The following is a 26,934-nucleotide window of genomic DNA, read 5'->3' on the forward strand; positions in this document are numbered from 1 at the left end:
CGTGGCCGCGGGTAACAAGAGAGAGTACAGCTATGTATCACCTTCGAGTACCGCAAACGGAAGAAGAGTTAGAAGCCTATTACCAGTTCCGCTGGGAAATGCTGCGCAAGCCATTACATCAGCCAAAAGGGTCTGAACGCGACGCCTGGGACGCGATGGCCCACCATCAGATGGTGATGGATGAAGAGGGCAACCTCGTCGCCGTTGGGCGTTTGTATATCAACGCCGATAACGAAGCGTCTATTCGCTTTATGGCGGTTCATCCCTCCGTGCAGGACAAAGGCCTGGGGACGCTGATGGCGATGACCCTGGAATCTGTCGCCCGTCAGGAAGGCGTTAAGCGCGTCACCTGTAGTGCCCGCGAAGATGCCGTGGAGTTCTTCGCGAAACTTGGTTTTGTTAATCAGGGGGAAATCACGACCCCGCAAACCACACCGATTCGTCACTTTTTGATGATTAAACCTATCGCCACGCTGGATGATATTTTGCATCGCGCCGACTGGTGCGGGCAGCTACAGCAAGCCTGGTATCAGCACATTCCGCTGAGTGAAAAAATGGGTGTCCGTATTCAGCAGTACACAGGACAAAAATTTATCACCACCATGCCGGAGATCGGCAATCAAAACCCACACCACACCCTGTTTGCCGGAAGTCTGTTCTCGCTGGCTACGCTGACCGGCTGGGGGCTTATCTGGCTGATGCTGCGTGAGCGCCATCTGGGGGGGACGATCATTCTGGCCGACGCCCATATCCGCTATAGCGCACCGATCAGCGGTAAACCGAGCGCCGTGGCCGATCTGGGTTCACTGGGGGGCGACCTCGATCGCCTGGCCCGAGGTCGCAAAGCCCGCGTACAAATGCAGGTTGAACTGTTTGGTGACAAAACATCTGGCGCGGTGTTTGAAGGCACCTATATTGTTCTTCCGGCGAAGCCATTCGGCGCGTATGAAGAGGGTGGGAACGAAGAGGAATAATCCCTTCGTTGTTATTGCCTGGCTGAGCTAATTCGCCAGGCGATGTCTCGCATAACGTCTCGAGCTGACTGACTAACACCGCCAAGCTGAAAGAAGCCATGGATAACGCCCAGCCAGCGCTGAGCAGTACACTTCACACCCTGCTCAGTCAGATGCTGGAACAGCATTTCTCCCTCATCACATAGCGGATCGTATTCAGCGGTAACAATGTGCACAGGCGGAAGGCCGTGAAAATCATCGCGCCACAGTGGGCTGGCTTCCGGATGCTGAAGGTCAGTCTCTGCGAGATACATTTCATACCCGCTGAGCAGGGTATCGCGAGTGATAATATAATCCGTGCCATTCAGGGCATAACTTTCAAAGCTGGCTGTGGCATCAAGCATGGGATAGATCAGGATGAGCTGTGCTGGATTCCACAGGCCTTTATCTTTGAGCCGCAGTGATGTCACCAGCGCAAGATGTCCACCTGCACTGTCGCCGCAAAGGGTGATTCGGTTTTTATCTACACCCAGTTTGTCTGCATTCTGCCAGACAAGCTCTGCAGCGTGTTCTGCGTCGTCATGTGCTGCGGGGAATTGATGCTCGGGTGCCAGTCTGTACTGAACCGCAATCACCCGGCAGTTACCGTAAAATGCCAGCTGGCGGAGCTGATTATCATGCGTATCAAACCCACCGCTGATAAAGCACCCGCCGTGGTAGTAGATGGCTGCCGGCAATAATTCAGACGCATTGAGAGGTGAAAACACCCGGATGGTAAGTCCATCAAGGACAAGCGTCTCCACCTGAACGCGCGTTTCTATCTTCCCGGCAAGCCCCGTGCTGGCAACATACCCTGCTCGTCGTACCTCAATGGTCTGTCGACGCGACGATGGCCGCCCTGCAGCGATAAATCCCTGAACCAGCTGCGCAATACCCTTTTCCAGTGCCATGAAAATGCCCTTTAACTGTATGGATATACAGCTTTATAGCCTGGTTTAATTCAAAAGAAAACAAGAATGTTGTTGAGGACAACAATCTGGAAAGCGCCTCGCAAATGGAAGGCAAACTATTGGCGGGGACTTTTACTCTACTGAGAGAAAGCGTATGTTGCCTTGAAAATAAACAATAATGATATACTGAGGTGATATATGAGTTTTCTCGTGGAGCTTAACATGGGCAGGATTCTGATCGATTTGTCGGATGACGTTATTCAACGTCTCGATAACCTCAAACAGCTGCGTAACCAACCTCGTGCCGAATTACTGCGTGAAGCAATTGAGCAGTTTCTCGATCAGCAAAGCTCATCCGTTATCCGTGATGCGCTTGGTCTGTGGGGGAACCAGCAAGAAGATGGATTAGAGTATGAACGCAAGCTGCGTGAGGAGTGGTAGCTATGGAACACATGGCGGTTTTTGATACCAATATCCTGATCGACCTTTTCAATAATCGCGTCGAGGCAGCAAATACAATCGAAAACACAGCATCGCACCGGTCAATCAGTCTAATTACATGGATGGAAGTCATGGTGGGGGCACGCAAACATGGCCACGAAGCGAAAACAGCGACAGTGTTGGGCGCATTTGAGATTATCGATGTAACCCGAGAGATTGCTGAAAGAAGCGTCGTGCTCCGTGAGAAACATGGCATGAAACTGCCGGATGCCATTATTTTAGCGACTGCCCAAAGCAGAAATAGCCCGTTAATAACCCGGAATACCAAAGACTTTCAGGGTATTCCAGGGGTTGTTTCACCGTACCAGCTGTAGGCCGGGCAAGCACGCGCCGCCCGGCACTGTCACAGGGAATTATTCCCCTTCACCCGGGAACAGGAACGGGTTGATCGAGCTGCGGGCAAAGCCCTCCTGCTCCATCTTTGCGTCCAGAATCAGCGAGGCGAGATCGTCGGCTACCGCTTCGACTTTTGGGTCTTTTTCCTGATACAGAATCTTGAGGTAAGTCCCGCAGTCGCCGCAGCTTTCGGCTTTTACCGCTGCTTCTTCGTTTTCCAGCGACCAGTAGTTGAGATCGCGAGTCTGTTCACAGTTGCTGCACTTCACGCGCACTACATGCCATTCGGTTTCACACAGGTTGCAGTGCAGGTAGCGCAGCCCCTGAGTGGTACCAATCTGCACCATACTGGATACCGGCATAGAGCCGCATACCGGGCAAAACTGGCGTGCTTCACCATATTCTGCACGGGCTTTACCGGGGATCAGGCTCGCCATTTGCGCCCAGTAGAGCGACAGCGCAGCCCAGATAAACGGGGCTTTATCACTGCTGACCAGCGTAAAATCGGAAGCAAACAGCGCGCTCGCCATCTCTTCCAGCTCCTGATCGGAGGCTTTTTCCAGATTTTCGATAACGGCCAGCGCGGTGCCGCTCATCTCTGGCTTCAGTTCGGCAATCAGCGAATGCAGCAGCTTGTGCCAGTGTTTATCGCGCGGCAGCACGTGAATATCCAGCGGTGGTTTGCCTTGCTCACTGGCTTCTTTAATGCGCGCAGTCAGGTCCATTTGCAGAGGGTGGTCGTACAGCACCACTTCCTGCGCGTGGGCAATCAGCGCGGCGAAGCGCAGAAAATCGCCCAGCGGGTTGTTCTCTGCCAGCTCGCGCAGACGCTCTGCGCGGCGGTTGTAGAGGTTCTTGAGCCTGGGGAATAACAACGGCGGAATATATTCCGCCGTGCGTTTCTCGCTCGACCCCAGCTCATGTTGCGGGATTATGCGAATACTCATTCAGATGACTTTTCCTGTTTCTGGCGGACTTCACGGTACCAGCGTGGGTGATGTTTCTTTGCCCACGTACTGGTTACCCATCCTTCCACCATCGCGGTAATGGTGCCTTTCACCCAAAGGGCGGCGTAGATATGCACCATGATAACCACAATTAACGCCACTGCGGCAAATGAATGCAGCATCAGCGCGAATCGGATCACCGGGATTGAGAAAGCAGGCGCAAAGTACGGACGCCAGATGATCACGCCGCTCACCAGCAACAGGACCAGGAAGATAATCGCCGCCCAGAATACGCATTTCTGACCGAAGTTATAACGCCCGGTATCACCTACTTCCTCGTTGACGACAATCTTACGAATATTCTTCGCCCAAAAGATATCATCCCGATTGATTAGGTTATGGTGCCAGTAGCGGAAAAACATGATGATGAACGACGCGAACATGATGACGCCAACAAACGGGTGCAGGATGCGCGCCAGCTGTGGTGTCCCCATGATCTGCATCAGCCAGTTGAAGGACGGGAAGAAGAACCCCAGCCCGCTTATCGCCGCCAGCATGAAGCAGAAGGCGGTGACCCAATGGTTGATACGTTCCGGCGCGGTATAGCGCACGATGGTGTCACGTTTTCTCATTTGCGCACCTCGTCTTTCTCTTCATGCAGGTTGTCATCTTCCTCTTCCGCGCGGTTCGGACCGACACCAACGTAGTGGAAAATGCTTGCTGCGAAGGTAGCAGCAAAGCCCACCGCGGCCAGCGGTTTCCAGATGCCTTTCCAGAACTTCACGGTGGCGCTGATTTCCGGGTTTTCCGGCAGGCCGTGATACAGATTCGGCTTGTCGGCGTGGTGCAGCACGTACATCACGTGCGTACCGCCAACCCCGGCCGGATCGTACAGGCCCGCATTGTCGTAACCACGGGTTTTCAGCTCGCCCACGCGCTCTGCCGCCAGCGTTTTCATATCCTCTTTCGAACCAAAGTGGATAGCACCGGTCGGGCAGGTCTTCACGCAAGCCGGCTCCTGGCCGACGTTTACACGGTCAACACACAGCGTACATTTGTAGACGCGGTTGTCTTCCGGGTTCAGGCGCGGCACGTTGAACGGACAGCCGGCAATGCAGTAGCCGCAGCCAATGCACTGCTCAGACTGGAAGTCGACGATACCGTTGGCATACTGAATGATAGCCCCTTCTGACGGGCACGCCTTCAGACAGCCCGGATCCGCGCAGTGCATACAGCCGTCTTTGCGGATAAGCCATTCCAGTTTGTCGTTCTGCTCCACTTCAGAGAAGCGCATCACCGTCCAGGACTTGGCGGTCAGGTCCGCCGGGTTGTCATAAACCCCGACGTTGTGACCCACTTCGTCACGGATGTCGTTCCACTCTGAACAGGCCACCTGACAGGCTTTACAGCCGATACAGGTGGTCACGTCGATAAGCTTCGCCACTTCCTGCTGGTGGTCCCGCGCCTGAGGCGCGGGCGTGAAACCGTTAGTCGCGGAACGACGGATAATGTCCTGAGATTGATAAGCCATAAGTCGTCTCCGTTACACCTTTTCCACGTTCACGAGGAAGGCCTTAAACTCCGGCGTCTGCGTGTTCGCATCGCCGACGAACGGCGTCAGGGTATTAGCAATAAACCCTTTCTTCGCCACGCCCTCATACCCCCAGTGAATAGGAATACCGATGGTATCCACCTGCTGACCGTGAACGTTCAGCGTGCGAATACGCTTGGTCACCACCGCCTTGGCTTTGATGTAGCCACGGTTAGAGGAGACTTTCACGGTATCGCCATGGGCAATGCCGAGCTTGTTCGCCAGCTTTTCACCGATCTCCACAAACTGTTCCGGCTGCGCGATGGCGTTAAGCAGCGCGTGCTTGGTCCAGTAGTGGAAGTGCTCGGTCAGACGGTAAGTGGTGCCCACGTACGGGAACTTGTCCTTTTTACCCAGCGCTTCGAAATCGCCCTTGAAGATACGGGCTGCCGGGTTAGAGACCACGTTCGGGTGCAGCGGGTTGGTGCCCAGCGGCGTCTCAAACGGCTCGTAGTGTTCCGGGAACGGCCCTTCCGCCATCTTATCAATAGCAAACAGACGTCCCATCCCTTCAGGCTGCATGATAAACGGCCCGACATCGCTGCCTGGTGCGGCAGTGCTGTAGTCCGGAATATCCACGCCGCCCCATTTCGCACCGTCCCACTTGAGAAGCTGACGCTTCGGATCCCACGGATTACCCTGCGGGTCAGCGGAGGCGCGGTTATAGAGGATGCGGCGGTTGAGCGGCCACGCCCACGCCCAGCCCAGCGTGTTGCCAAGACCTGACGGGTCGGCGTTGTCGCGGTTGGCCATCTGGTTGCCTTTCGGCGTCCAGCTACCGGCAAAGATCCAGCAGCCGCTTGAGGTGGTGCCGTCATCACGCAGATGCGCGAAGGTGCTCAGCTGCTCGCCTTTCTTCACCAGCACGGTCCCGGTGGCTGGATCGATAACATCCGCCAGCGCTTTGCCGTTGCTTTCCATGGCCACTTCTTCCGGCGCTGGGTTTTCCGGCGTCGAGTAGTTCCAGCTCATGTTCAGCACCGGTTCCGGGTTCGCGCCGCCTTCAGCCGCATACATCTTACGCAGGCGTAAGAAGATACCGGCCAGGATCTCGCCGTCGTTCATGGCGATGCCCGGGGCGTCCGCGCCTTTCCAGTGCCACTGTAGCCAGCGTCCGGAGTTGACGATAGAACCGTTCTCTTCCGCGAAGCAGGTCGATGGCAGACGGAACACTTCGGTTTGAATCTTCGATGGATCGACGTCGTTCGATTCACCGTGGTTCTGCCAGAAGGTCGAGGTCTCGGTATTGAGCGGGTCAATCGTCACCAGGAACTTCAGCTTCGACAGGGACTCAACAACCTTGTTCTTGTTCGGGAACGAGGCAACCGGGTTAAAGCCCTGGCACAGATAGCCGTTCACTTTGCCCTGGTGCATCATCTCGAAATACTGCAGAACGTCGTAGCCTTTGTCCCACTTCGGCAGCCAGTCAAAGCCCCAGCTGTTTTCCGCCGTCGCTTTGTCGCCGAAGAACGCTTTCATCATGGAGACGAAGAACTTCGGATAGTTGCCCCAGTAGTTCACCTGGCCTTCAAGCAGCGGTTTAGGCGTGCTGGCCGTCAGGTAGGTTTGCAGGTCCGGCTGTTTCTCGCTTGGCAGACTCATATAGCCTGGCAGGCTTTGAGACAGGAGACCGAGGTCGGTCAGGCCCTGAATGTTGGAGTGACCGCGCAGGGCGTTCACGCCGCCGCCTGCCATCCCCATGTTGCCGAGCAGGAGCTGAACCATCGCCATGGTACGGATGTTCTGCGCACCGATGGAGTGCTGCGTCCAGCCGAGTGCATACAGGAACGACGCGGTTTTGTCTTTCGCGCTGGTTTCGGCGATAAGCTCACAGACTTTCAGGAAGTCCGCTTTCGGCGTACCGCAGATGTTTTCGACAACGTCCGGTGTATAGCGGGAAACGTGCTCTTTCAGCAGGTTCCACACGCAGCGCGGATGTTGCAGGGTGGTATCGCGCTTCGCAAAGCCTTTCTCATCCAGCTCGTAGTTCCAGCTGGTTTTATCGTATTTGCGTTTTTCGGCGTCATAACCGCTGAACAGGCCATCTTCGAAGTGGTAATCCTCACGCACGATCAGGCTGGCGTTGGTATAGGCTTCGGTGTATTCGCGGTTATATTTTTCGTTGGTCATCAGGTACAGCAATACGCCTGACAGGAAAGTGATGTCAGTACCTGAACGAATAGGGGTGTAGAAATCCGCCACTGACGCAGTACGCGTAAAGCGGGGATCGATCACAATCAGTTTCGCACCGTTGTGGATTTTGGCTTCCATCGCCCAGCGGAACCCTACAGGGTGCGCTTCAGCGGCGTTACCGCCCATCACCACAATGAGGTTGGCGTTCTTGATGTCGACCCAGTGGTTGGTCATCGCACCGCGACCAAATGTTGGAGCAAGACTTGCTACCGTTGGTCCGTGTCAGACACGCGCCTGGTTGTCGACCGCGAGCATACCGAGTGCACGCGTAAATTTCTGGGTTAAATAACCGGTTTCGTTGCTGGAAGCAGAGGCACACAGCATCCCGGTGGAGAGCCAGCGGTTGACCGTGACGCCGTCGGCGTTTTTCTCAACAAAGTTGGCATCGCGATCTTCTTTAATATGTTTTGCGATGCGGTCAAACGCTTCTTCCCAGCTAATTTGCTGCCATTTGTCGGAGCCAGGCGCGCGATATTCAGGGAATTTGAGGCGGCTTTCGGAGTGGATAAAGTCCACCAGACCGGCCCCTTTCGGGCACAACGCGCCGCGGTTGACCGGATGATCCGGGTCGCCTTCGATATGGAAAATAGACGCTTTGGCGTTTTTAGCACCGTCGCCGAGGCTATACATTAACAGCCCGCAACCGACAGAGCAGTACGTACAGGTATTACGGGTTTCACGGGTGCGCAGCAGCTTATACTGCCGCGTTTCCGCCAGCGCTACGCCGGGCGCAAAGCCCAGTGCCGCTGCCGTGGTGCCTGCCATACCGCCAGCGCAGATCTTAAAGAACTGCCTTCTGCTGACCTGCATGGGTCACTCCTTGTTTCGACATTGCTTATATATGGTGTTTTGACTTCGCGGCTAAAGAATGACCGCAAAGGAGAAAAATTTGCGTTAATCCCTCAATTCCACGAGGGATATCATAAGAATACCACAATGTCGGTATGCCTGTTCTCATGGCGTTAAAACAAAGTGAACGTATTATCACCTTGCTGATTATAAAGTGTGATATTGATCACACTGGAAGCTCGACATGTTAAAGCCGTGTAGCGGGTGTCGGGTTGCACCCCTCCGAAATGAGTAGGAGAATGGTTGTTGAAAAGTTGATCCATACTATGCGTAAGACCTGCAGTTTATGTTGCAATAGCAGGCTCACCTTCGTGGTTGTTCAGGAATACCGCTGTGTCTAAACAAAACCGTGCTCCTCACTCGTCGTCATTGCCTGCGGGCATTGTGGAATTGTCGGTGCACAGGCCACCCCACATCACTCACGCCACGCCCGATTTTCTGGCCGAGGAAGTTCCCGTTGCCCTGGTTTACAACGGTATTTCGCATGTGGTGATGATGGCCTCTCCGAAAGATCTCGAGCTTTTTGCGATTGGTTTTTCTCTTTCGGAGGGCATCATTGAGCACCCGCAGGAGATCTACGGCATGGACGTGGTTCAGGCCTGCAACGGCCTGGAAGTGCAAATTGAACTCTCGAGCCGCCGTTTTATGGGGCTGAAAGAGCGTCGACGTGCGCTGGCAGGGCGCACCGGTTGCGGTGTCTGCGGCGTTGAGCAACTCAACGATATTGGTAAACCCGTTACGCCCCTGCCGTTTACTCAGACCTTTAATCTGGCGTATCTCGACCATGCGCTTGAACACCTCAACGACGTTCAGCCGATAGGTCAACTGAGCGGTTGTACACACGCCGCAGCCTGGGTGCTGCCATCAGGTGAAATTGCCGGTGGGCATGAGGATGTGGGTCGCCACGTGGCGCTGGATAAGCTGCTCGGTCGCCGTGCGCGTGAAAACGACATCTGGCAGCATGGTGCTGCGCTGGTGTCCAGTCGGGCCAGCTACGAGATGGTGCAGAAATCCGCGATGTGTGGCGTTGAAATTTTGTTTGCCGTGTCGGCGGCGACCACGCTGGCGGTGGAAGTGGCCGAGCGCTGTAACCTGACGCTGGTAGGGTTCTGCAAGCCGGGAAGGGCGACAATTTATACCCATCCTCAGCGCTTAATTGTTGATCAATAATTTTGAATGATATTAGCAAATCCTTCCGCTTTTAGTTGTTGGTGATGAGGTCTAGTATTTATCTCATCAAGGCACAACGCCTTATCTAAACAACTTAACGAAAGGGTTTAAATCATGAAAAGCATCAAAACTTTTGTCGCTGTAATCGCTCTGGCTACTTCTTTCGGTTCTTTCGCAGCACAGACTGTGACCGCAACAGCCTCTACCATTGACGGCGCAGAAGCGAAAATCGCTGCACAGGCTCAGGAAGCAGGCGCGTCATCTTACAAAATTACCCAGGCATTCTCCGGTAACCGTGTACACATGACGGCTGAACTGAACAAATAATCTCGCTTTACCGTCGAAAGAGCGCCCCCGGGGCGCTTTTTTTATTGTATCCCCGCCAGGCGCAGTAGCGCCGTTACCACCGCCGCCGCAACGATCACCACAATTAACGGCATCTTCCGCCAGGCCAGAAACACCGCAAACGCCACGCCCAGCACGCGCGCCATACCCGCAAAATGTTCCCCTTCATAAAAGGTTGTCGCCAGCGCCACGGAAAAGAGTAAAACCGTTGCCGCGTCAGAAAGCAGCGACTGTGAACGCTCCGACAGTGCCAGCCTGCTGCCGAGCTTTGCACCACCCAGACGCATCAGATACGTCCCTGCCGATAAGATGGCAATCCCCAGAATAAAGAATGTCATGTTTCCCATTATTTTTTCCTCGCCGCCAGGCCCAGTAAAGACAGCAGAACCGGCAAACCGACCGGAGCAAACGGTACGGCAGACAGTGACAACACTGCGCCGCTACAGGCACGGATCAGCGTGGTACGGTTTTTAAATGCGGGTACCACTAAGGCCAGTAATATGGCCGGGAACACCGCATCCAGCCCGATGGTTTCTGGATCTGGCAGAAGTTTACCGACCATGGCACCCAGCAGCGCTCCCAGCGGCCAGATAATCGCCACACCTAAACCACATAACCAGTAGGCAGCTTTACGCTGTTCGGGCGTTTTTTGCGACAGGCCAAACACCACGCTTTCATCGTTCATGATGTGACAGCCCAAAAAACTCAAACCACGTTTGCCGACCAGTTCACGCACCGTGACGCCAAACGGCACATGGCGGGCGTTCACCAGCAACCCGGCAGCCGCAGCCGCCAGAGGGTTACCCCCGCTAGCGACAATGCCGATAAACATAAATTCGGACGCGCCCGCGAGTACGGTAATGGAAAGCACAAACGGTACCCAAACAGGAAAACCGTAGGCTATCGCCAGCGAGCCGTATGACATCCCGACCACACCAACGGCGAGACAAACCAGGATGATTGCTTTTATCGTGTCGCCTTTCAGGCAAGAGAAATGATGCTTCATACAATTTTAGCCATATCGAACGTGTATCCATTATAATGAACGCAACAGAACAGTTTTTCAAGACGAACGATTCGTTCGATTTATAGAACAAGAGGCCGTTATATGACGCAGCCAATTAGCGTAATCGCCAAAAGTCTGGTGCGAGAACGCCAGCGAACCGGACTTTCACTGGCGGAAATTGCCCGCCGTGCCGGGATCGCTAAATCCACGTTGTCCCAGCTGGAGTCTGGCAATGGCAACCCTAGCCTGGAAACGCTGTGGTCGCTTTGCGTGGCGCTGGATATTCCTTTCGCCCGTTTACTGGAACCACAACAGCCGACCACGCAGGTGATTCGCCGCGGTGAAGGGACCAAAGTGGTCGCCGGGCAGGCTAACTATGAAGCCATTTTACTGGCGGCGTGTCCACCGGGCGCGCGTCGCGATGTTTACCTTCTGATGACCCAACCGGGTGCAGATCGACTCTCTCAGCCGCATTCGCCTGGCTCGGTAGAGCATATTATCGTGACGCAGGGGCGGGCACTGGTCGGCCTGATTGACGCGGCGGAAGAGCTGAATGCGGGGGATTACATCTGCTATCCCGCCGATCGTCCGCACATCTTTAAAGCTCTGGAGCCAGACACGTATGCGCTGCTGGTGGCGGAACAGAATTAAAGCGCTGGGCAATTTTGTGTTAACTCAATGATAGAAATAACAATTTCTCCATTTCCTAAAAGCAAATAACCTTATAAAAATTACGGCATTGATAATCATTTTCAATATCATTTAATTAACTATAATGAACCAACTGCTTACGCGGCATTAACAGCTGTGCCGCCCGACAATAATGGAGAGGATTATGAGTTATACACTGCCATCCCTGCCGTATGCCTACGACGCACTGGAACCGCATTTCGACAAGCAGACGATGGAAATCCATCATACTAAACACCACCAGACCTATGTGAACAACGCGAATGCGGCGCTGGAAAGCCTGCCAGAGTTCGCTAACCTGTCTGCTGAAGAGCTGATCACCAAACTGGATCAACTGCCAGCGGACAAGAAAACCGTACTGCGTAACAACGCAGGTGGTCATGCGAACCACAGCCTGTTCTGGAAAGGCCTGAAAACCGGTACCACCCTGCAGGGTGACCTGAAAGCGGCGATCGAGCGCGACTTCGGTTCAGTTGACAACTTCAAAGCGGAATTCGAAAAAGCGGCTGCAACGCGTTTTGGTTCTGGCTGGGCGTGGCTGGTACTGAAAGGTGACAAACTGGCGGTAGTTTCAACGGCTAACCAGGATTCCCCTCTGATGGGTGAAGCAATTTCTGGTGCATCCGGTTTCCCAATCGTGGGTCTGGACGTATGGGAACATGCTTACTACCTGAAATTCCAGAACCGTCGCCCGGACTACATCAAAGCATTCTGGGACGTTGTTAACTGGGACGAAGCCGCTGCACGTTTTGCTGCTAAAAAATAATCCCTGATATCGGCATCACCGGTTAATTCATAAATGAAGCCTGGTTAATTTCACCAGGCTTTTTTAATTGTTTCCTCTCAGCGTATCAGATTATTTTTACTTAAATTCTAATTAAGAAAATATCAGCACTCGAGGTTTATCTGTATGAATATAATTTGACCTGAAAAATATTCTGTCTGACAGTTGCTAACGCTTTTGTTCCCACCCTTTTCAGGTCAATGTCCATGCATGTTAATAAAAAGCTAACAATATGTTTGCAGGTGTTTTTTTACCTGCACTTCACGTTTTGTAATGCATTCTTGTTCTCGTTTCCCGCGCATGCTGAAACAAATCGGAACGTAGAAATCAATACAAAAAGTGGTGAAAATAATACTACAAAAGTAAAAGATACGCCATCAGATACCCGCGATAGTGATAAAGATATAGCCGGGGTGCTTTCTGGTGCTGGCTCATTATTAAGCCAGGATAATAAAAGTGACGCTATTATAAATTCCTTGATTAATAGCGGTTCAAGTAAAGCCACTAATGAAATTCAACAGTGGTTGCAGCAATTTGGCACGGCCAGAGTGAATATTGGTCTTGACCAGAATTTTTCGCTGGAGAGTGCGAATCTGGATCTGCTGCTCCCGCTGTATGATGATAAAGGCGCCAATTTATTATTCACGCAACTGGGTGGGCGACGCGAAGACGATCGTAACATCTTCAACGCCGGCCTTGGCTATCGCTACTTTGCTGATAGCTGGATGTGGGGGGTGAACGCCTTCTATGATCAGCAAGTATCCGGCAATACGCACCAGCGAATGGGTATCGGTGGCGAATTAGGTTGGGACTACTTGAAGCTCAGTGCCAACGGTTATAAACGCCTTTCCGGGTGGAAAACATCTTCAACACATCAGGATTACGAAGAGCGCGTCGCAGATGGCTATGATGTGCGTACAGAGGGGTATTTACCCGTTTATCCTCAGCTCGGCGCAAAACTGGTCTGGGAACAATATTATGGCGACGATGTTGCCTTGTTTGGTGACGACGATGATGACCGCCAAAAAAATCCTTATGCTGTTACTGCTGGAATTAACTTTACCCCATTCCCCCTTCTTTCATTTGGTCTTAACCAAAAAATGGGTAAGGGTGATCACAATGATACACAGGTTGAATTTAATGTTAACTGGATGCCGGGTGTACCCATTGCAACACAGCTAGACTCCGAAAAAGTCAAAGAGCGCCGCACATTACTTGGCAGTCGAATGGATCTGGTTAATCGTAACAATAACATTGTGCTGGAATACCGTAAGCAGGATCTTATTTCGCTCTCGCTTCCTGAGCGTATTGAAGGCGTTGAATCGAAAACAGTGCCTGTTACTGTGAACGTTAAGACAAAATACCCTGTCGATCATATTGTCTGGCAAGACGAAAATCTGGTTAAAAATGGCGGGAAAATTAGCGAGAAAAATGGCGCCTGGTTTGTTGTATTACCGCATTATGAGCAAAACGGTGCTGAGAAAAATATGTATGTGGTAGCCGCAACGGCTTATGACAATCGAGGAAATAAATCTGATACCGCGCATATGACCGTGGCGGTGAATGGATTTGACGTCACTCAGGTCACTTCTGATACCACTTCCGAAAATACGCATTTGCCAGCCGATGGCGTGAGTACCACACAAGTCATGGTGACGATAACATCCGGTGGCGGGCAGAAAATTACGGGGCTTGCCAGCCATCTGAGCAGCCAGTTGCTCCGCGTGTCCGCACGGAAAAAGACCGTGGGTACCGACCTGGTTAGCGAGAAAATGACGGCGTTTCGGGAACAGTCCGCAGGGGTGTATGTGAGTACATTCACCAGCGGAAGTGTGCCGGGGGATGTGACAATCCAGCCGTTGTACGATACGACGAAGCTGAATAAAACCGTGGTCACTCTTGATGCAACAGACGACTCTCAACACTTTGACCATCTGGAGGCGTCAAAAAATACGGCACTGGCGAACGGTCAGGATGCGATTATGCTGACGGCGCATGTGGTTAATGCGGCGAATGAACCGGTACAAGGTGCGAAGGTTAAATGGCAGGGGGATAACTCGCATGCCGTTTTCTCTGCTGTGCAAAGCACCAGCGATGCGCAAGGTAATGCGACGGTATCGGTCACCAGTCACGATGTACTCAGTCTGACGGTTAACGCGCAACTGGAAAATGGCGAATCGATTACAGGCCCTGAGCTGCAATTTACCGCTGATGCCGATTCCGCCGTCGTGACGCATCTTGAAGCGGATAAGACCGTCGCCAAAGCGGATAATCAGGATACGATCACGCTTACCGCGGTGGTGACTGATGACAGTCAGCATCCGCTGGTTAATCAGCCTGTGCAATGGGCGATAGACTCTGCAAATACGTCGGTACATCTCGCCGATAAACAGAGCAACACTAATGAACAAGGGGTGGCGACGATCTCGATCGCCTCGGCTAAAGCCGGGCAGGGAATTGTTTCCGCCACTGCCGGCAATAGCGAGAGCGTCACCTCTGACAAACTCACCTTTGTTGCCGATAGCGAAAGCGCAACCCTTGGAACTATCACGGCCAGTAAAACCAGTGCGCTGGCGAACGGGCAGGATACGATCTCACTTGAAGTTAAAGTGGAAGATGCCAACAAAAACCCGGTGAAGGGTGCAAAAGTCGATTGGTCTACGGGCAGCGCGACCGCCCACCTTTCCGGGACATCTACTGAAACTAACGCTCTCGGGATAGCGACCATTGAAGTCACTTCAGCAAGCATTGAAACGCTTGAAGTGACGGCGACGATGGGCGGACAAACGCAGACATCTCCTGCACTTAATTTTACCGTGGATAGCACAACGGCAGTGGTGAAAACGCTGAATGTCGATAAATCTCAGGCGACAGCGAATAACAATGATCGTATTACGCTGACGGCGGAAGTTGTCGATGCTAACGATCATCCGGTTCCTGCATCAACGTTGCAGTGGTCCATTGTTCAGGGGCAAGGCACATTGAGCGCATCACAGAATGCGACAAATGAGTCAGGTATGGGGTCAGTGACACTCACCGCCACGCAGCAGGGAACCGTTATCGTATCGGTGAATACTGCGACGGGAACTGCGGTGAATTCACCTGAATTGGTGTTTGTAGCCGATACGGCCACTGGCAAGGTTTCGCAGGTGACCACGGATAAAACACTCGCGATGGCCGATGGCAAAGACAAGGTGACTTATACCGCAACCGGGACGGATGCGAATGGCAATCCGCTTCAGGGAATGGATGTAAACTGGAGCGTCACACCTTCTTCCGCGAAACTGTCTTTAGCAACGTCACAGACAGGTGCAGACGGCACTGCGTCAGTAAGTGTGACGACGCTGAAAGCCGGGGACGTAAGCCTCACCGCGCAGGCTGGAACAGGATCCGCCTGGAATGCGCCGGTGGTGACTTTCACTGCTGATAGCACGACAGCGCAGATTGGCGATCTGTCGGTGAGCAAAGCGACTGCGATGGCTAACGGCGTGGACAGCATCACGTTCACTGGCGTGGTAACGGATAAAAACGGTAATCCAGTGAGTGGCGAGACGGCGGCCTGGTCTGTGGTGCCAGCGACAGGTGTGCTTTCCTCGACAACGAGTGAGTCTGATGCCCAGGGAAATGTCTCGGTTACCCTGAAATCAGACCAGGTCGCGGACTATCGTGTGAAAGCGGTTGTTAATGGGCATGAAGAAACATCTGACAGCGTGTCGTTTACGATCGATTCTTCTACGGCAGCGATCCGTTCACTGGTTGCAGATAAAACCAGCGATATCAGCGCGGGAAGCGAGCAGGTGACATTAACGGCAACGGTTATGGATGATTACAATCATCCTGTCGCAGATGCTCCGGTTGTATGGTCTGGTGATAACGCGAGTGGCATATTCAGTGAAACCAGCACAACGACAGATAGTGAGGGTAAAACGTCCGTTACCTACAGCAGCACGCTGGCAACATCGACCATAGTGATGGCTAAGAGCAGCAATAATAGCGAAAAAACAGTGCAACTCACTATTGTTCCCGATCTTCAGAGCGCAATACCCGTAACGGTTGTGGCAGATAAATCCAGCGCTGCAGCCAATGGCGAGGATCAAATCGCATTAACTGCAACAGTAAAAGATCGGTACGGTAACGCGGTCAGTCAGGCCAATGTGGGATGGCAGGTAACGCCTGCGGGGAATTATCAGTTATCCGCCGCGGAGCAGGTGACTGATGATGCTGGTAAGTCAAACGTTATGCTGTCGAGCTCGGATGTTGTCGCCTGCAAAGCGATTGCAACATTCAATGGTGTGAATAAACCCTCTGCGACATTGCGTTATGTTGCCGATGCTGCGACAGAGAAAGTGTCTCAGATTACCTCCAGCAAAACGGCGGATGTGGTGGCTGGCAAAGATGTCATTACGCTCCAGGCCACAGTGGTGGATGAGGGAAACCACCCGGTTAACAATGCCATCGTGCATTGGGGGTCGGATAACGATAGCGGTGAATTCCAGCCTGCCGATAGCAGTACGACGAATAGCGAAGGTATTGCCGAAATTACATTTACGGCTACAAAAGCGCAACCGACGGTCATTGGCGCGGGAATTAACCATACGCAGCAAACGTTGACGGTCAACTACATCGGTAACGCAGATACCGCGACGTTGTCTGCCATCAAAGCTGATAAGTCGAAAGCTGTGGCGGATAACGCAGAGCGCGTAACCTGGTCGGTGACGGTGAAGGATGCGAATGGCAACCTCTTGCCAGGGATAGTTGTGAACTGGCGTAGTGATGATGCCGCCATGACGTTATCCGGCGACAGTAGCGTGACGGATGCGAACGGTATTGCGACGATAAGTGGCACGACGACAAAAGCAGGTGATGCTGTGATGACGGCAACGCTGGCGGCAGGTGGTCAGTCGCTTACAGCGGCTAAGGTCAGTTTTATCGGCGATGTTAAAACCGCTGAGCTGGTGTCACTCAATGTGGATAAGTCGGTTGCACTCAGCAACGGTGTAGATTCTGCGAAATACACTGTTGAGGTAAAAGACGCTAACCAGAACCTTGTTCCGGACGCGTCGATAAACTGGCAAACCACGATGAACACTCTGTCGGCTGCCAGTACCAAAACGGATGCTTCGGGTATCGCCACTGTCACACTTTCAGGCCATGATATCGGGATGGCAACGGTGACGGCTTCCATTAATAACTCGACGTTGTCTAACGCTAACGTGAAGTTTATTAACACGATTGAAGATACCTGGGTTATTAACTCAGATTCATCAAATTATTCTTCAGCAAAGATCAGTGGGTTCCCGTCATTAGGTTTTGTTACGGTTGATCCAACAAATGGGCCGACTCAGTTGGAATGGGCGCCCAGCGGATATTCCGACGTTTCCACACCAGTTATGCTGACCGACGAAAGTGGGCAGCAGTATATGGTGAATTTGAAAGGGTACAGAGAGTCTGACTGTTCTCTGCGTCCGCTTAATGCAGCCGCGAGCTGCAGCACCAATGGTGGGATGCGTGCGAAATTTACCTACGCTCGCACGGATAATCCGGATTTACCAGCCGGACATTACACCGGGCTGGTTCACTTCCTGGGTAAAGACTGGCATACCAGCTATGCATTTGAGTACAAGTTAACGCTGGATCTTACCGTGAACTAACCGCTAAAAAACTTGCGAAAGGAATAAGGAAAAGCGAGTCTGATGACTCGCTTTTTTGTATCTGCAAAAAGGAGCAGCAATGCATTACCCGGTGAATGTATTTACAGGCAAGGTCAGGGAGTACGACGGCAGCCGCCCGAGCGCTATCGCCAAAGTGCAGGTCGACGGCGAGCTGACGTTAACCGAGCTTGGGCTTGCGGGCGACGAGCAGGCCGAGAAGAAAATCCACGGTGGGCCCGATCGGGCGCTGTGCCACTATCCGCGCGAGCACTATCAATACTGGATAGCCGAATTCCCCGAGCAGGCGGACCTCTTTGTCGCACCAGCCTTTGGCGAGAACCTCTCCACCGAAGGGCTGACGGAGAGGAATGTTTTCATCGGCGATATCTACCGCTGGGGCGACACCCTGATTCAGGTGACGCAGCCGCGCTCACCGTGCTTCAAACTTAACTACCATTTTGGCATCAGCGATATGTCTGCCCAACTGCAAACGGCAGGCAAAACCGGCTGGCTGTACCGCGTAGTGCTGGCAGGGCAAGTTTCTGCGGACGCGCCGCTGGAACTGGCATCACGCCTGAGCGATGTCTCAGTGTATGACGCCTGCGCGATAGCCTGGCATATGCCGTTTGATGACGACCAGTATCATCGCCTCCTGTCGGCGGCAGGGTTATCAACCAGCTGGACAAGAACGATGCAGAAGCGGCGTATTAGTGGGGAGATCGAGGATAATTCGCGGAGATTGTGGGGGAAATAGCGGTTTCTGCAAAAACAAGAGCCTCCGCCTGAATCAAGAGGACAGCACCTTTCTGGCGCTGCCCTCGCTAATCATGAACTTGATACCTGGCCCACAAAAATAGCGTCAGCTTGCCGAAAAAACTTGAGAATTTTCTCCGCTCAAATATTGTGTCTTCAAATTGGTTTAAACCAGATTGCGAGACATGAAAGAAAAAAACAATGTTGATCTCCTGAGAGACCGCTTCGAAAGTTGGCTAGCGGCTAATGATTTTCCGCCGGGCTCCAGACTTCCCTCCGAGCGCGAATTGTGCGAATTGCTTGATGCTAAACGCATGACCTTAAGGCAGGTTTTAATTGAGCTTGAGGTTGCGGCACGTATTTTCCGCAAGAACCGCAGCGGGTGGTTCATCTCTCCCCGGCGATTCATCTACAACCCAAAATCGCTCTCCAGTTTTAATGCGGAGGCGCGTGCGCAGGGGCGAAAACCTTCCTGGGGTTATTTGACCAAAGATGTTGTTGATACCGTACCTCGTCATATTGAGAAAGCTTTTTCGTCTTCCAGGGCTCCCTACCTGATTACCGGCTGGTGCGGACTGGACGATCATAAAGTTTTTTACCATGAGTCCTGGATTGATGCCGAAGCCGCCCCGGAGTTTATGGTGAAGCTGGAAAACCACGCTTTTTCTAAAGTCTGGGAAGAGCAGTTTGGGCTTGCCTTAACCATCAAAGAGATGATTTTCAAACCCGTCAATATGCCTGAGCTTGCCTGCAAAGAGCTGGGAGTAGCACCCAATACGTACGGTATTTTGGTAGAGAAGCATCGTGCCACCTCTGAAAAGAAAGTGGTTCAGGTTGATCTGGAGTACTGGAGACTTGAATCCGTCGAACTGGTTATTCGTGATGAGTGAGAAAAATTATGGAAAACGTTATCAGAGAAAAACTGGCTGAGCGTGCAAAAAATATTCGTCTTTATTTGCACGCCTATGCCTTTCATTTAAACATGCGCTATGAGAGAGTTCTTCCTGAAGATTTACTGGATATTGCATATCAGAATCATTTATCGGGTGTGAAAGTGCATGTTGAAGACGGTGAATCCTTTTCACTGAGAAATATGCGACCAGAGCAGTTGGGTTCTTTTAAAAAGAAAGCCGAGCAATACGGGCTGGATATTCATATTGAAACCAGCGCGTCAGATAAAAAGACACTGGATGAGGCTATTGCTATTGCGCAGGCAACAGGTGCTACCTCTGTCAGATTTTATCCACGTTATGAAGGGCGTTTAAATTCAGTACTGGAAAAAATCGCCCAGGATATTGCTTATCTGGCGCAGTTTGATAATAGCGGTATCCAGTTTACGATTGAACAGCATGAAGATCTCAAAGGACATGAGCTGGTTACACTGGTAAAAAACAGTGGTATGAAAAACCTCTCAATACTCTTTGATTTTGGCAATATGATCAATGCTAATGAAGAGCCAATGGCTGCGTTACGGACTATGTCGCCTTACATCACTCAGGTTCATATCAAGGATGCCAGAGTGATAAAAGAGGGTAAAGGATGGGCGCATGAAGCCTGCCGTACAGGGCTCGGCGATCTCCCTGTAGAGATGATGTTGCGTGAACTTTTACTGTTGGGTGACGACCAGGCCCAGGTCACTTCTTTTGGCCTTGAAGAAGAGGTTGATTATTACGCACCAGCATTTCGTTTCGATGATGAAGGAGATAACCCGTGGATACCGTGGCGTGACGCAAGTTTTACGCCACTTCCTGATAATGAACTGGTTGATGCTCGTCTGGCACAGGAAAAAGAGTATGCTATTTCTCAAATTGAATTTATTCGTAATTTGTGCGCTAAATTTATAAATATAAAACAACCTGCTTAATTAATTTAACAGTGTCTTACGGCTTCCTTTTTCAGGGATGGCCTGGATTTTTATATATTACAGAACGGTTTTCTCTCAAAATTGCAGTGAGGGTGTCGAATATGTTCATGAATAAATGGGCTCGTCTGTGCTTTTTGGTATTAGGTGGTGGGACGATATTTAAGCTTTCCAGCATGAAGGATGTCTTTTATGTCCCAATGCAAAGTGACTGGGGGCTGACAAATACACAAATAGGGCTCAGTTTTACGGTATATACGATTGTGCAAACCACGGGGCTTTTCCTCTCTTTATATATTGCCGACCGCTATTCTAAGAAGATCCTTCTGCCCTTCGGGTTAATTGGTGTGGGGCTGTGTGGTCTCTATTTATCCACTCTGCCGTCTTTCACTGGCTATCTCATTTGCTTTGCGGCGATGGCCTTCTTTGCTGATGTCGTTTACTGGCCGGTGTTATTAAAAGCTGTACGCCTGTTAGGGACACAAGAAGAACAGGGGCGGTTGTTCGGGCTTCTGGAGGCAGGGCGTGGTGTGGTGGACGTTATTGTGGCTTCTGGCGCGCTGTTCGTCTTTGTGCACTTTGGGGAAGGGAAAGCGGGGATGCAGGCTGGTTTGCTCTACTACACGTTCATCACCCTGATGGCCGGTGTTATCACCTACTTCATCGTTGATGATGACCATGTCAAAAACGCTAAAGGAAGCAGCGCAAACATTGAAACCCTGAAAGGTATTAAGCATGTTCTGACCTGCCCGAACGTCTGGTTAGCATCATTTGGTATCTTCTTTGTGTATGCGGCTTACTGCGGTTTAACCTATTTCATCCCGTTCCTGAAAGACATCTACATGCTTCCGGTTGCGCTGGTAGGGGCGTACGGGATCATTAACCAGTATGCCCTTAAAATGGTGGGTGGACCGGTGGGTGGTTTCCTGGCAGATAAAGTCGCTAAGTCCCCCACGGTCTACCTGAAGTGGACGTTCTTGATTTCTGCCGTTGCGATGATGTTGTTTATGCAACTCCCTCATCAGTCGATGAACGTTTACATCGGGATGGTTGCAACGTTAGGGTTTGGCGCCATCATCTTCTCGCAGCGTGCCATCTTCTTTGCCCCGATGGATGAAATTGGAACCCCACGGCAATATGCCGGTTCGGCAATGGCATTTGGTTGTATTATCGGCTATATGCCCGCGATGTTTGCGTACACACTCTACGGCTGGATTCTGGATAACTTTAAAGGGATCACCGGATACAACTATGTGTTCAGCGTGATGATTGCCTTTAGTCTTTCAGGATTTATTTGCTCGACATTGCTGGTGAAACGCATCAAAAAACAGAAAGTTATGTCAGTCAGTGAGGCAGCATAAGATCATGAACCACGACCCCCGATGCAACATCGGGGGTCGTGGGGTCAGGAACGTTTATACAGTGGCAGCCACAGCGTTAACCGTAATCCGCCCAGTGGGCTGTCGTCAGCTTTCACCCAACCGCGGTGCTGCTGCATGGCGGTTTCAACAATCGCCAGACCCAGCCCCGTGCCGCCAGATTCGCGGTCACGCGCCTCGTCGGTACGGTAGAACGGTCGGAAAATCTGCTCGCGGTCTTCCGGACTCACGCCAGGACCATCATCATCGACGATCACGGTGATCCCGTCTTTATCCACCGAGAAGGCGACCTCAATCTTCGTATGCGAGTAGCGCAGGGCGTTACGTACGATGTTCTCCAGCGCGCTTTCCAGCGTGTTAGGGTTACCGTACAGCGGCCATGGCCCCGGCGGGAAGTTGACGGTAAAGGATTTACCCATCTGTTCTGCTTCGAACGCCGCGTTGTCTAATACTTCATGCCACAGATGATTGGCTTTCACCGTCTCGCTGACCAGCGCGTTTTTCTGCTGATTGCGCGACATCACCAGCAGATCGTTGATCATGCTGTCCAGACGATGCGCTTCCGTTTCAATACGTTCCAGCTCTTTGCTCTCACCACTGCGACGACGGAGCAGGGCGGTACCAAGCTGTAGTCGTGTTAGCGGGGTACGCAGTTCGTGCGAGATATCCGAAAGCAGCCGTTGCTGCGCCGTCATCATACGCTCCAGCGCGCTCACCATCTGGTTGAAACTGGCACCTGCAGCAAGAAACTCTTGTGGCCCGGATTCTAGCTCAGGATGCTGTCTCAGGTTGCCCTGCGCCACTTCGTCGGCGGCATTTTTCAGCTTACGCGCCGGTTTTGCTAGGCTCCACGCCAGCCATAACAGCAGCGGCGAGCTAACCAACATGGTGACAATCAGCAGCAGGAGCGGACGGTCAAACAGCAGATTGATAAAATCAGACTGGGAACTGCTCGCCGGTCGAATCAGGTAGAGCTGATAATTATCCTCCCCGTCCCTGACAGAAAAAGGCCCCACCATCTCAACGCGGCCATATTTCTTCTTCTGGGGGTGATCGGCGTTATCTGCCTGACCGATAAAGTTACGGATAATCTGCATTTCATTGCGATCGGCACCAATGACTCGGCCTTCACTGGTGACCAGCAGCAGGCGTTGCCCGGGTGGTGCCCACTTGTCGATAGCGCGAAACAGCCTGCGCCACCACATCAAATCGTTTGGCGGGTCATTTGCCAGCTCGGCTTCGACGTGCTGCTCGATCATCACGCCCTGACGTTGCTCGCTGTCGAGAAGCTCCGTCATCTGGCGTGAGTCGAGTTTTGGCAACATCAGTACGAGCATTAAAACCAGTGCCAGCGTCAGCCAGAAAATGGCGAAGATGCGGGCGGTTAAGCTTCCTATCATGAAGCGGAGACCATCAGATAACCGCGACCACGCAGGGTTTTAAACCATGGGTGACCGTCTTTACGCTCCGGCAGCTTACGGCGCAGGTTAGAGATGTGCATGTCGATGGCGCGGTCAAACGGCGTGAGACGCTTGCCCAGCACTTCCTGGCTCAGATGTTCACGCGATACCACCTGGCCGAGATGTTGCGCCAGCAGATAAAGCAGGGTGAACTCCGTGCCGGTCAATTCCAGCGCCTGGCCGTCGAAGCTGGCTTCCTGGCGGCCCGGGTTCAGGCTCAGGGAGTCCACTTCCAGCGTCGGCGAACTGTTGTCGGTATTCTGCTGCTGCTCGCTCCAGTGCGAACGACGCAGGATAGCGCGAATACGGGCGACCAGTTCACGGTCGTTGAACGGTTTCGGTAAATAGTCATCCGCACCCAGCTCAAGGCCAAGTACGCGGTCAAGTTCGCTGCCGCGTGCGGTCAGCATAATTACGGGTGTCTGGTGTGTCTGGCGAAGCTCTTTCAGCGTATCAATACCGTTTTTCTTCGGCATCATGACGTCGAGCAAAAGTAAATCGATGCTGTCGTCAAGGAGACTCAGCGCCTGCTCGCCATCATGGGCAACCAGAACGTTGAAACCTTCCATGTCGAGCAACTCCTTTAAAAGGGATGTGAGCTCTCGGTCATCATCAACTAACAGGATTTTATTCATTGTTTAAATACCTCCGAGGCAGAAATTACGACATCAAGGCTGTCTAATCCATGACTTTACGTTGTTTTACACCCCCTGACGCATGTTTGCAGCCTGAATCGTAGACTGTCTCTCGTTGAATCGCGACACGAAAGATTTTGGGAGCAAGTGATGCGCAAAGTTACCGCTGCCGTCATGGCCTCAACGCTGGCGTTCAGTGCGTTTAGCCAGGCTGCTGTAGCTATCATCAGCGATAACGGTTCCTCACAAGAGGGCACAACGCAGCACAGTAGCCAAAGCCATATGTTTGACGGCATAAGTTTAACCGAACATCAGCGTCAACAGATGCGAGATCTGATGCAGAGGGCAAGACATGACCAGCCCCCTGTTAATGTTAGCGAAATGGAGACAATGCATCGCCTTGTCACCGCAGAAAATTTTGACGAAAGCGCTGTACGCGCTCAGGCAGAAAAAATGGCACAGGAACAAGTTGCCCGCCAGGTAGAGATGGCGAAGGTCCGCAACCAAATGTTCCACCTGCTAACGCCCGAGCAGCAAGCGGTTTTGAACACCAAACATCAGCAGCGTATGGACCAGCTGCGTGAGGTTGCACGGATGCAGCGAAACTCGGAAACGACGTTTTTCAGTAGCAATAGCAGTACCCGTAGTAACCAGTAAACCCTGTTTTCCTTGCCATAGACACCATCCCTGTCTTCCCCCACATGATGTGGGGGTTTTTTTTGCCTTCATTCTAATTTGTTAACCGTTTATTCATCCTTAGACTCCTCACGCTTCCGTTATACTAGCGGCATGACATGACAGGAGTGTTTATGAATCAATCCTATGGAAGGCTGGTAAGCCGGGCCGCCATTGCGGCAACCGTCATGGCCTCTAGCCTGCTACTGATCAAAATCTTTGCCTGGTGGTATACCGGCTCGGTCAGTATTCTGGCGGCGCTGGTAGACTCATTGATGGACATTGCAGCCTCACTGACCAACTTGCTGGTGGTGCGTTACTCGCTGCAACCGGCGGATGAAGAGCACACGTTCGGGCACGGCAAAGCGGAGTCACTGGCCGCGCTGGCGCAAAGCATGTTCATTTCCGGGTCTGCACTGTTCCTGTTTTTAACCGGCATTCAGCATCTCGTCTCGCCGACCCCGATGAACGATCCCGGCGTGGGCGTCGTTGTGACAGTCGTTGCACTTATATGCACACTTGTTCTGGTAACGTTCCAGCGCTGGGTCGTTCGCAAAACGCAAAGTCAGGCAGTACGGGCGGATATGCTTCATTATCAATCTGATGTTATGATGAATGGGGCTATTCTTATTGCGCTCGGTCTGGCCTGGTACGGCTGGCATCGGGCCGATGCGTTGTTCGCGTTAGGGATTGGTATCTATATTTTATATAGTGCCTTACGGATGGGGTATGAAGCGGTGCAATCGCTGCTCGATCGCGCTCTCCCGGACTCAGAACGTAATGAAATTTTTACTATTGTGACCTCCTGGCCTGGCGTCAGCGGTGCGCACGATCTTCGAACGCGGCAGTCAGGGCCGACCCGCTTTATTCAGATTCACATTGAAATGGAAGACAACCTGCCACTGGTTCAGGCTCACGTTATTGCTGAGCAGGTCGAGCAGGCGATTTTGCAGCGTTTTCCTGGTTCAGACGTCATCATTCACCAGGATCCCTGCTCGGTAGTACCTGGACATGTTGGGCTTTCGTAATTCGTTGTAAAAAAGTGAGCCAGGCCAGCATTTTGTGTATAAATTACCGCCATTTGGTCTGACCTGAATCAATTCAGCTGGAAGTGATTGATATACTATTTGCAGTATTCGTTGGTCGATAAGTTTCTTCCGGCAACAGATTTCAATTTTGCATTCCTAAGTTCAGAGGTAGTCATGATTAAGAAAATCGGTGTGTTGACAAGCGGCGGTGATGCGCCGGGCATGAACGCGGCAATTCGTGGGGTTGTCCGTGCAGCGCTGACGGAAGGTCTGGAAGTTTTTGGTATCTATGATGGTTACCTGGGTCTGTACGAAGACCGTATGGTTCAGCTCGACCGTTACAGCGTGTCTGACATGATCAACCGTGGCGGCACCTTCCTTGGGTCTGCACGCTTCCCGGAATTCCGTGATGAACACGTTCGTGAAGTGGCTATCGAGAACATGAAGAAACGTGGCCTGGACGCCCTGGTGGTTATCGGTGGTGACGGCTCTTACATGGGTGCAAAACGTCTGACTGAAATGGGCTTCCCGTGCATCGGTCTGCCAGGCACTATCGACAACGACATCAAAGGCACTGACTACACCATCGGTTACTTCACCGCGCTGGGTACCGTTGTGGAAGCGATTGACCGCCTGCGTGACACCTCTTCTTCTCACCAGCGTATCTCCATCGTTGAAGTGATGGGGCGTTACTGTGGTGACCTGACTCTGGCCGCCGCGATTGCGGGTGGTTGTGAGTTCGTGGTTGTGCCGGAAGTGGAATTCAGCCGTGAAGATCTGGTTGCTGAAATCAAAGCGGGCATCGCGAAAGGTAAAAAACACGCGATTGTTGCCATCACCGAGCACATCTGTGATGTTGACGAGCTGGCGAAGTACATCGAAACCGAAACCAAACGCGAAACCCGCGCGACCGTACTGGGTCACATCCAGCGTGGCGGTTCCCCTGGCCCGTACGACCGTATTCTGGCGTCCCGTATGGGGGCATACGCTATTGAACTGCTGCTGCAGGGTCACGGTGGCCGCTGCGTCGGTATTCAGAACGAGCAGTTGGTGCACCATGACATCATCGACGCCATTGAAAACATGAAACGTCCGTTCAAAGGTGACTGGCTGGACTGCGCGAAAAAACTGTACTGATCCCTCAAGCCCTCTCCGTTGCGGAGAGGGCTTTTATTCC

Annotated in this window: 23 protein-coding genes and 1 pseudogene; 15 read left to right on the forward strand and 9 right to left on the reverse strand. The window is 52.3% G+C overall.

Features of this window, described 5'->3' with window-relative positions:
* Positions 1–32: 32 nt before the first annotated feature.
* Positions 33–974 carry a fatty acid biosynthesis protein FabY gene (gene fabY, locus JGF26_RS21140; protein ID WP_028018144.1) on the forward strand — a complete coding sequence of 314 codons (942 nt, stop codon included), beginning with the start codon at positions 33–35 and terminating at the stop codon, positions 972–974.
* An 11-nt stretch (positions 975–985) separates the two neighbouring features.
* Here the strand turns inward: fabY and JGF26_RS21145 are convergent, their stop codons facing one another.
* Complete coding sequence (locus JGF26_RS21145) at positions 986–1,903, reverse strand: alpha/beta hydrolase (protein ID WP_129324945.1); 918 nt, start codon at positions 1,901–1,903, stop codon at positions 986–988.
* 198 nt (positions 1,904–2,101) lie between these two features.
* On the opposite strand from JGF26_RS21145, the gene JGF26_RS21150 reads away from it, so the two are divergent.
* Positions 2,102–2,344, forward strand: coding sequence for a ribbon-helix-helix protein, CopG family (locus JGF26_RS21150; protein ID WP_028018142.1), 243 nt, complete (start codon positions 2,102–2,104; stop codon positions 2,342–2,344).
* 2 nt (positions 2,345–2,346) lie between these two features.
* On the forward strand, positions 2,347–2,718 hold the full coding sequence (locus tag JGF26_RS21155; RefSeq protein WP_028018141.1) for a type II toxin-antitoxin system VapC family toxin: 372 nt from the start codon (positions 2,347–2,349) through the stop codon (positions 2,716–2,718).
* A gap of 39 nt (positions 2,719–2,757) precedes the next feature.
* Here the strand turns inward: JGF26_RS21155 and fdhE are convergent, their stop codons facing one another.
* Genes fdhE through fdnG form a run of 4 tightly spaced genes read right to left on the reverse strand, consistent with a single transcriptional unit; the run spans position 2,758 to position 8,281 of the window.
* A complete protein-coding gene (gene fdhE / locus JGF26_RS21160) occupies positions 2,758–3,687 on the reverse strand; it encodes a formate dehydrogenase accessory protein FdhE (RefSeq protein ID WP_134708702.1) in 930 nt (309 codons plus the stop codon).
* Complete coding sequence (fdoI, locus tag JGF26_RS21165) at positions 3,684–4,319, reverse strand: formate dehydrogenase cytochrome b556 subunit (protein WP_008501832.1); 636 nt, start codon at positions 4,317–4,319, stop codon at positions 3,684–3,686. Before fdoI ends, fdhE begins: the two co-directional genes overlap by 4 nt.
* A complete protein-coding gene (gene fdxH / locus JGF26_RS21170; RefSeq protein ID WP_028018139.1) occupies positions 4,316–5,218 on the reverse strand; it encodes a formate dehydrogenase subunit beta in 903 nt (300 codons plus the stop codon). The genes fdoI and fdxH overlap by 4 nt, the downstream gene beginning before the upstream one ends.
* A 12-nt stretch (positions 5,219–5,230) precedes the next feature.
* Positions 5,231–8,281, reverse strand: coding sequence for a formate dehydrogenase-N subunit alpha (fdnG, locus tag JGF26_RS21175; RefSeq protein ID WP_167587226.1), 3,051 nt, complete (start codon positions 8,279–8,281; stop codon positions 5,231–5,233).
* 372 nt (positions 8,282–8,653) lie between these two features.
* On the opposite strand from fdnG, the gene fdhD reads away from it, so the two are divergent.
* Positions 8,654–9,490, forward strand: coding sequence for a formate dehydrogenase accessory sulfurtransferase FdhD (fdhD, locus tag JGF26_RS21180; RefSeq protein WP_134708699.1), 837 nt, complete (start codon positions 8,654–8,656; stop codon positions 9,488–9,490).
* Positions 9,491–9,604: 114 nt separating this feature from the next.
* A complete protein-coding gene (locus JGF26_RS21185) occupies positions 9,605–9,817 on the forward strand; it encodes a DUF1471 domain-containing protein (protein ID WP_014072382.1) in 213 nt (70 codons plus the stop codon).
* A 41-nt stretch (positions 9,818–9,858) separates the two neighbouring features.
* Here the strand turns inward: JGF26_RS21185 and JGF26_RS21190 are convergent, their stop codons facing one another.
* Positions 9,859–10,182, reverse strand: coding sequence for an AzlD domain-containing protein (locus JGF26_RS21190; protein ID WP_028018135.1), 324 nt, complete (start codon positions 10,180–10,182; stop codon positions 9,859–9,861).
* Positions 10,182–10,841 carry an AzlC family ABC transporter permease gene (locus JGF26_RS21195; RefSeq protein WP_028018134.1) on the reverse strand — a complete coding sequence of 220 codons (660 nt, stop codon included), beginning with the start codon at positions 10,839–10,841 and terminating at the stop codon, positions 10,182–10,184. The genes JGF26_RS21190 and JGF26_RS21195 overlap by 1 nt, the downstream gene beginning before the upstream one ends.
* Before the next feature lie 102 nt (positions 10,842–10,943).
* Here JGF26_RS21195 and JGF26_RS21200 point away from each other — a divergent pair, with 102 nt between their 5' ends.
* The 7 genes and pseudogenes from JGF26_RS21200 to JGF26_RS21230 all read left to right on the forward strand — a co-directional run bounded on the left by JGF26_RS21200 (position 10,944) and on the right by JGF26_RS21230 (position 21,941).
* The gene (locus JGF26_RS21200) at positions 10,944–11,492 is read left to right on the forward strand and encodes an XRE family transcriptional regulator (protein WP_028018133.1); all 549 of its coding nucleotides are present in this window, start codon (positions 10,944–10,946) and stop codon (positions 11,490–11,492) included.
* Positions 11,493–11,676: 184 nt separating this feature from the next.
* A complete protein-coding gene (sodA, locus tag JGF26_RS21205) occupies positions 11,677–12,297 on the forward strand; it encodes a superoxide dismutase [Mn] (protein WP_010436906.1) in 621 nt (206 codons plus the stop codon).
* Between the two features lie 224 nt (positions 12,298–12,521).
* Positions 12,522–17,966, forward strand: coding sequence for an Ig-like domain-containing protein (locus JGF26_RS21210; RefSeq protein WP_167587224.1), 5,445 nt, complete (start codon positions 12,522–12,524; stop codon positions 17,964–17,966).
* A gap of 23 nt (positions 17,967–17,989) precedes the next feature.
* A pseudogene (gene yiiM / locus JGF26_RS21215) lies at positions 17,990–18,720 on the forward strand (6-hydroxyaminopurine reductase).
* A gap of 184 nt (positions 18,721–18,904) precedes the next feature.
* Positions 18,905–19,609, forward strand: coding sequence for a UTRA domain-containing protein (locus tag JGF26_RS21220; RefSeq protein WP_028018130.1), 705 nt, complete (start codon positions 18,905–18,907; stop codon positions 19,607–19,609).
* Positions 19,610–19,617: 8 nt separating this feature from the next.
* Positions 19,618–20,583 carry a TIM barrel protein gene (locus JGF26_RS21225; RefSeq protein ID WP_134708695.1) on the forward strand — a complete coding sequence of 322 codons (966 nt, stop codon included), beginning with the start codon at positions 19,618–19,620 and terminating at the stop codon, positions 20,581–20,583.
* A gap of 107 nt (positions 20,584–20,690) precedes the next feature.
* The gene (locus JGF26_RS21230; protein WP_028018128.1) at positions 20,691–21,941 is read left to right on the forward strand and encodes an MFS transporter; all 1,251 of its coding nucleotides are present in this window, start codon (positions 20,691–20,693) and stop codon (positions 21,939–21,941) included.
* Positions 21,942–21,985: 44 nt separating this feature from the next.
* On the opposite strand, the gene cpxA is transcribed toward JGF26_RS21230, so the two are convergent.
* Together cpxA and cpxR are read right to left on the reverse strand one after the other, a co-directional pair.
* On the reverse strand, positions 21,986–23,359 hold the full coding sequence (gene cpxA / locus JGF26_RS21235) for an envelope stress sensor histidine kinase CpxA (protein WP_028018127.1): 1,374 nt from the start codon (positions 23,357–23,359) through the stop codon (positions 21,986–21,988).
* Positions 23,356–24,054 (reverse strand): envelope stress response regulator transcription factor CpxR, encoded by a 699-nt coding sequence (gene cpxR / locus JGF26_RS21240; protein WP_028018126.1) that lies wholly within the window; start codon positions 24,052–24,054, stop codon positions 23,356–23,358. Before cpxR ends, cpxA begins: the two co-directional genes overlap by 4 nt.
* A gap of 150 nt (positions 24,055–24,204) precedes the next feature.
* On the opposite strand from cpxR, the gene cpxP reads away from it, so the two are divergent.
* The 3 genes from cpxP to pfkA all read left to right on the forward strand — a co-directional run bounded on the left by cpxP (position 24,205) and on the right by pfkA (position 26,894).
* The gene (cpxP, locus tag JGF26_RS21245; RefSeq protein WP_108091208.1) at positions 24,205–24,711 is read left to right on the forward strand and encodes a cell-envelope stress modulator CpxP; all 507 of its coding nucleotides are present in this window, start codon (positions 24,205–24,207) and stop codon (positions 24,709–24,711) included.
* Between the two features lie 152 nt (positions 24,712–24,863).
* Positions 24,864–25,757 carry a CDF family cation-efflux transporter FieF gene (gene fieF, locus JGF26_RS21250; protein WP_028018124.1) on the forward strand — a complete coding sequence of 298 codons (894 nt, stop codon included), beginning with the start codon at positions 24,864–24,866 and terminating at the stop codon, positions 25,755–25,757.
* 174 nt (positions 25,758–25,931) lie between these two features.
* Positions 25,932–26,894, forward strand: a complete 963-nt coding sequence (gene pfkA, locus JGF26_RS21255) for a 6-phosphofructokinase (RefSeq protein WP_028018123.1) — start codon at positions 25,932–25,934, stop codon at positions 26,892–26,894.
* Positions 26,895–26,934: the final 40 nt, after the last annotated feature.

The sequence above is a fragment of the Enterobacter sp. E1 genome, from assembly GCF_016809815.1.
Taxonomy (GTDB): Bacteria; Pseudomonadota; Gammaproteobacteria; order Enterobacterales; family Enterobacteriaceae; genus Enterobacter; species Enterobacter adelaidei.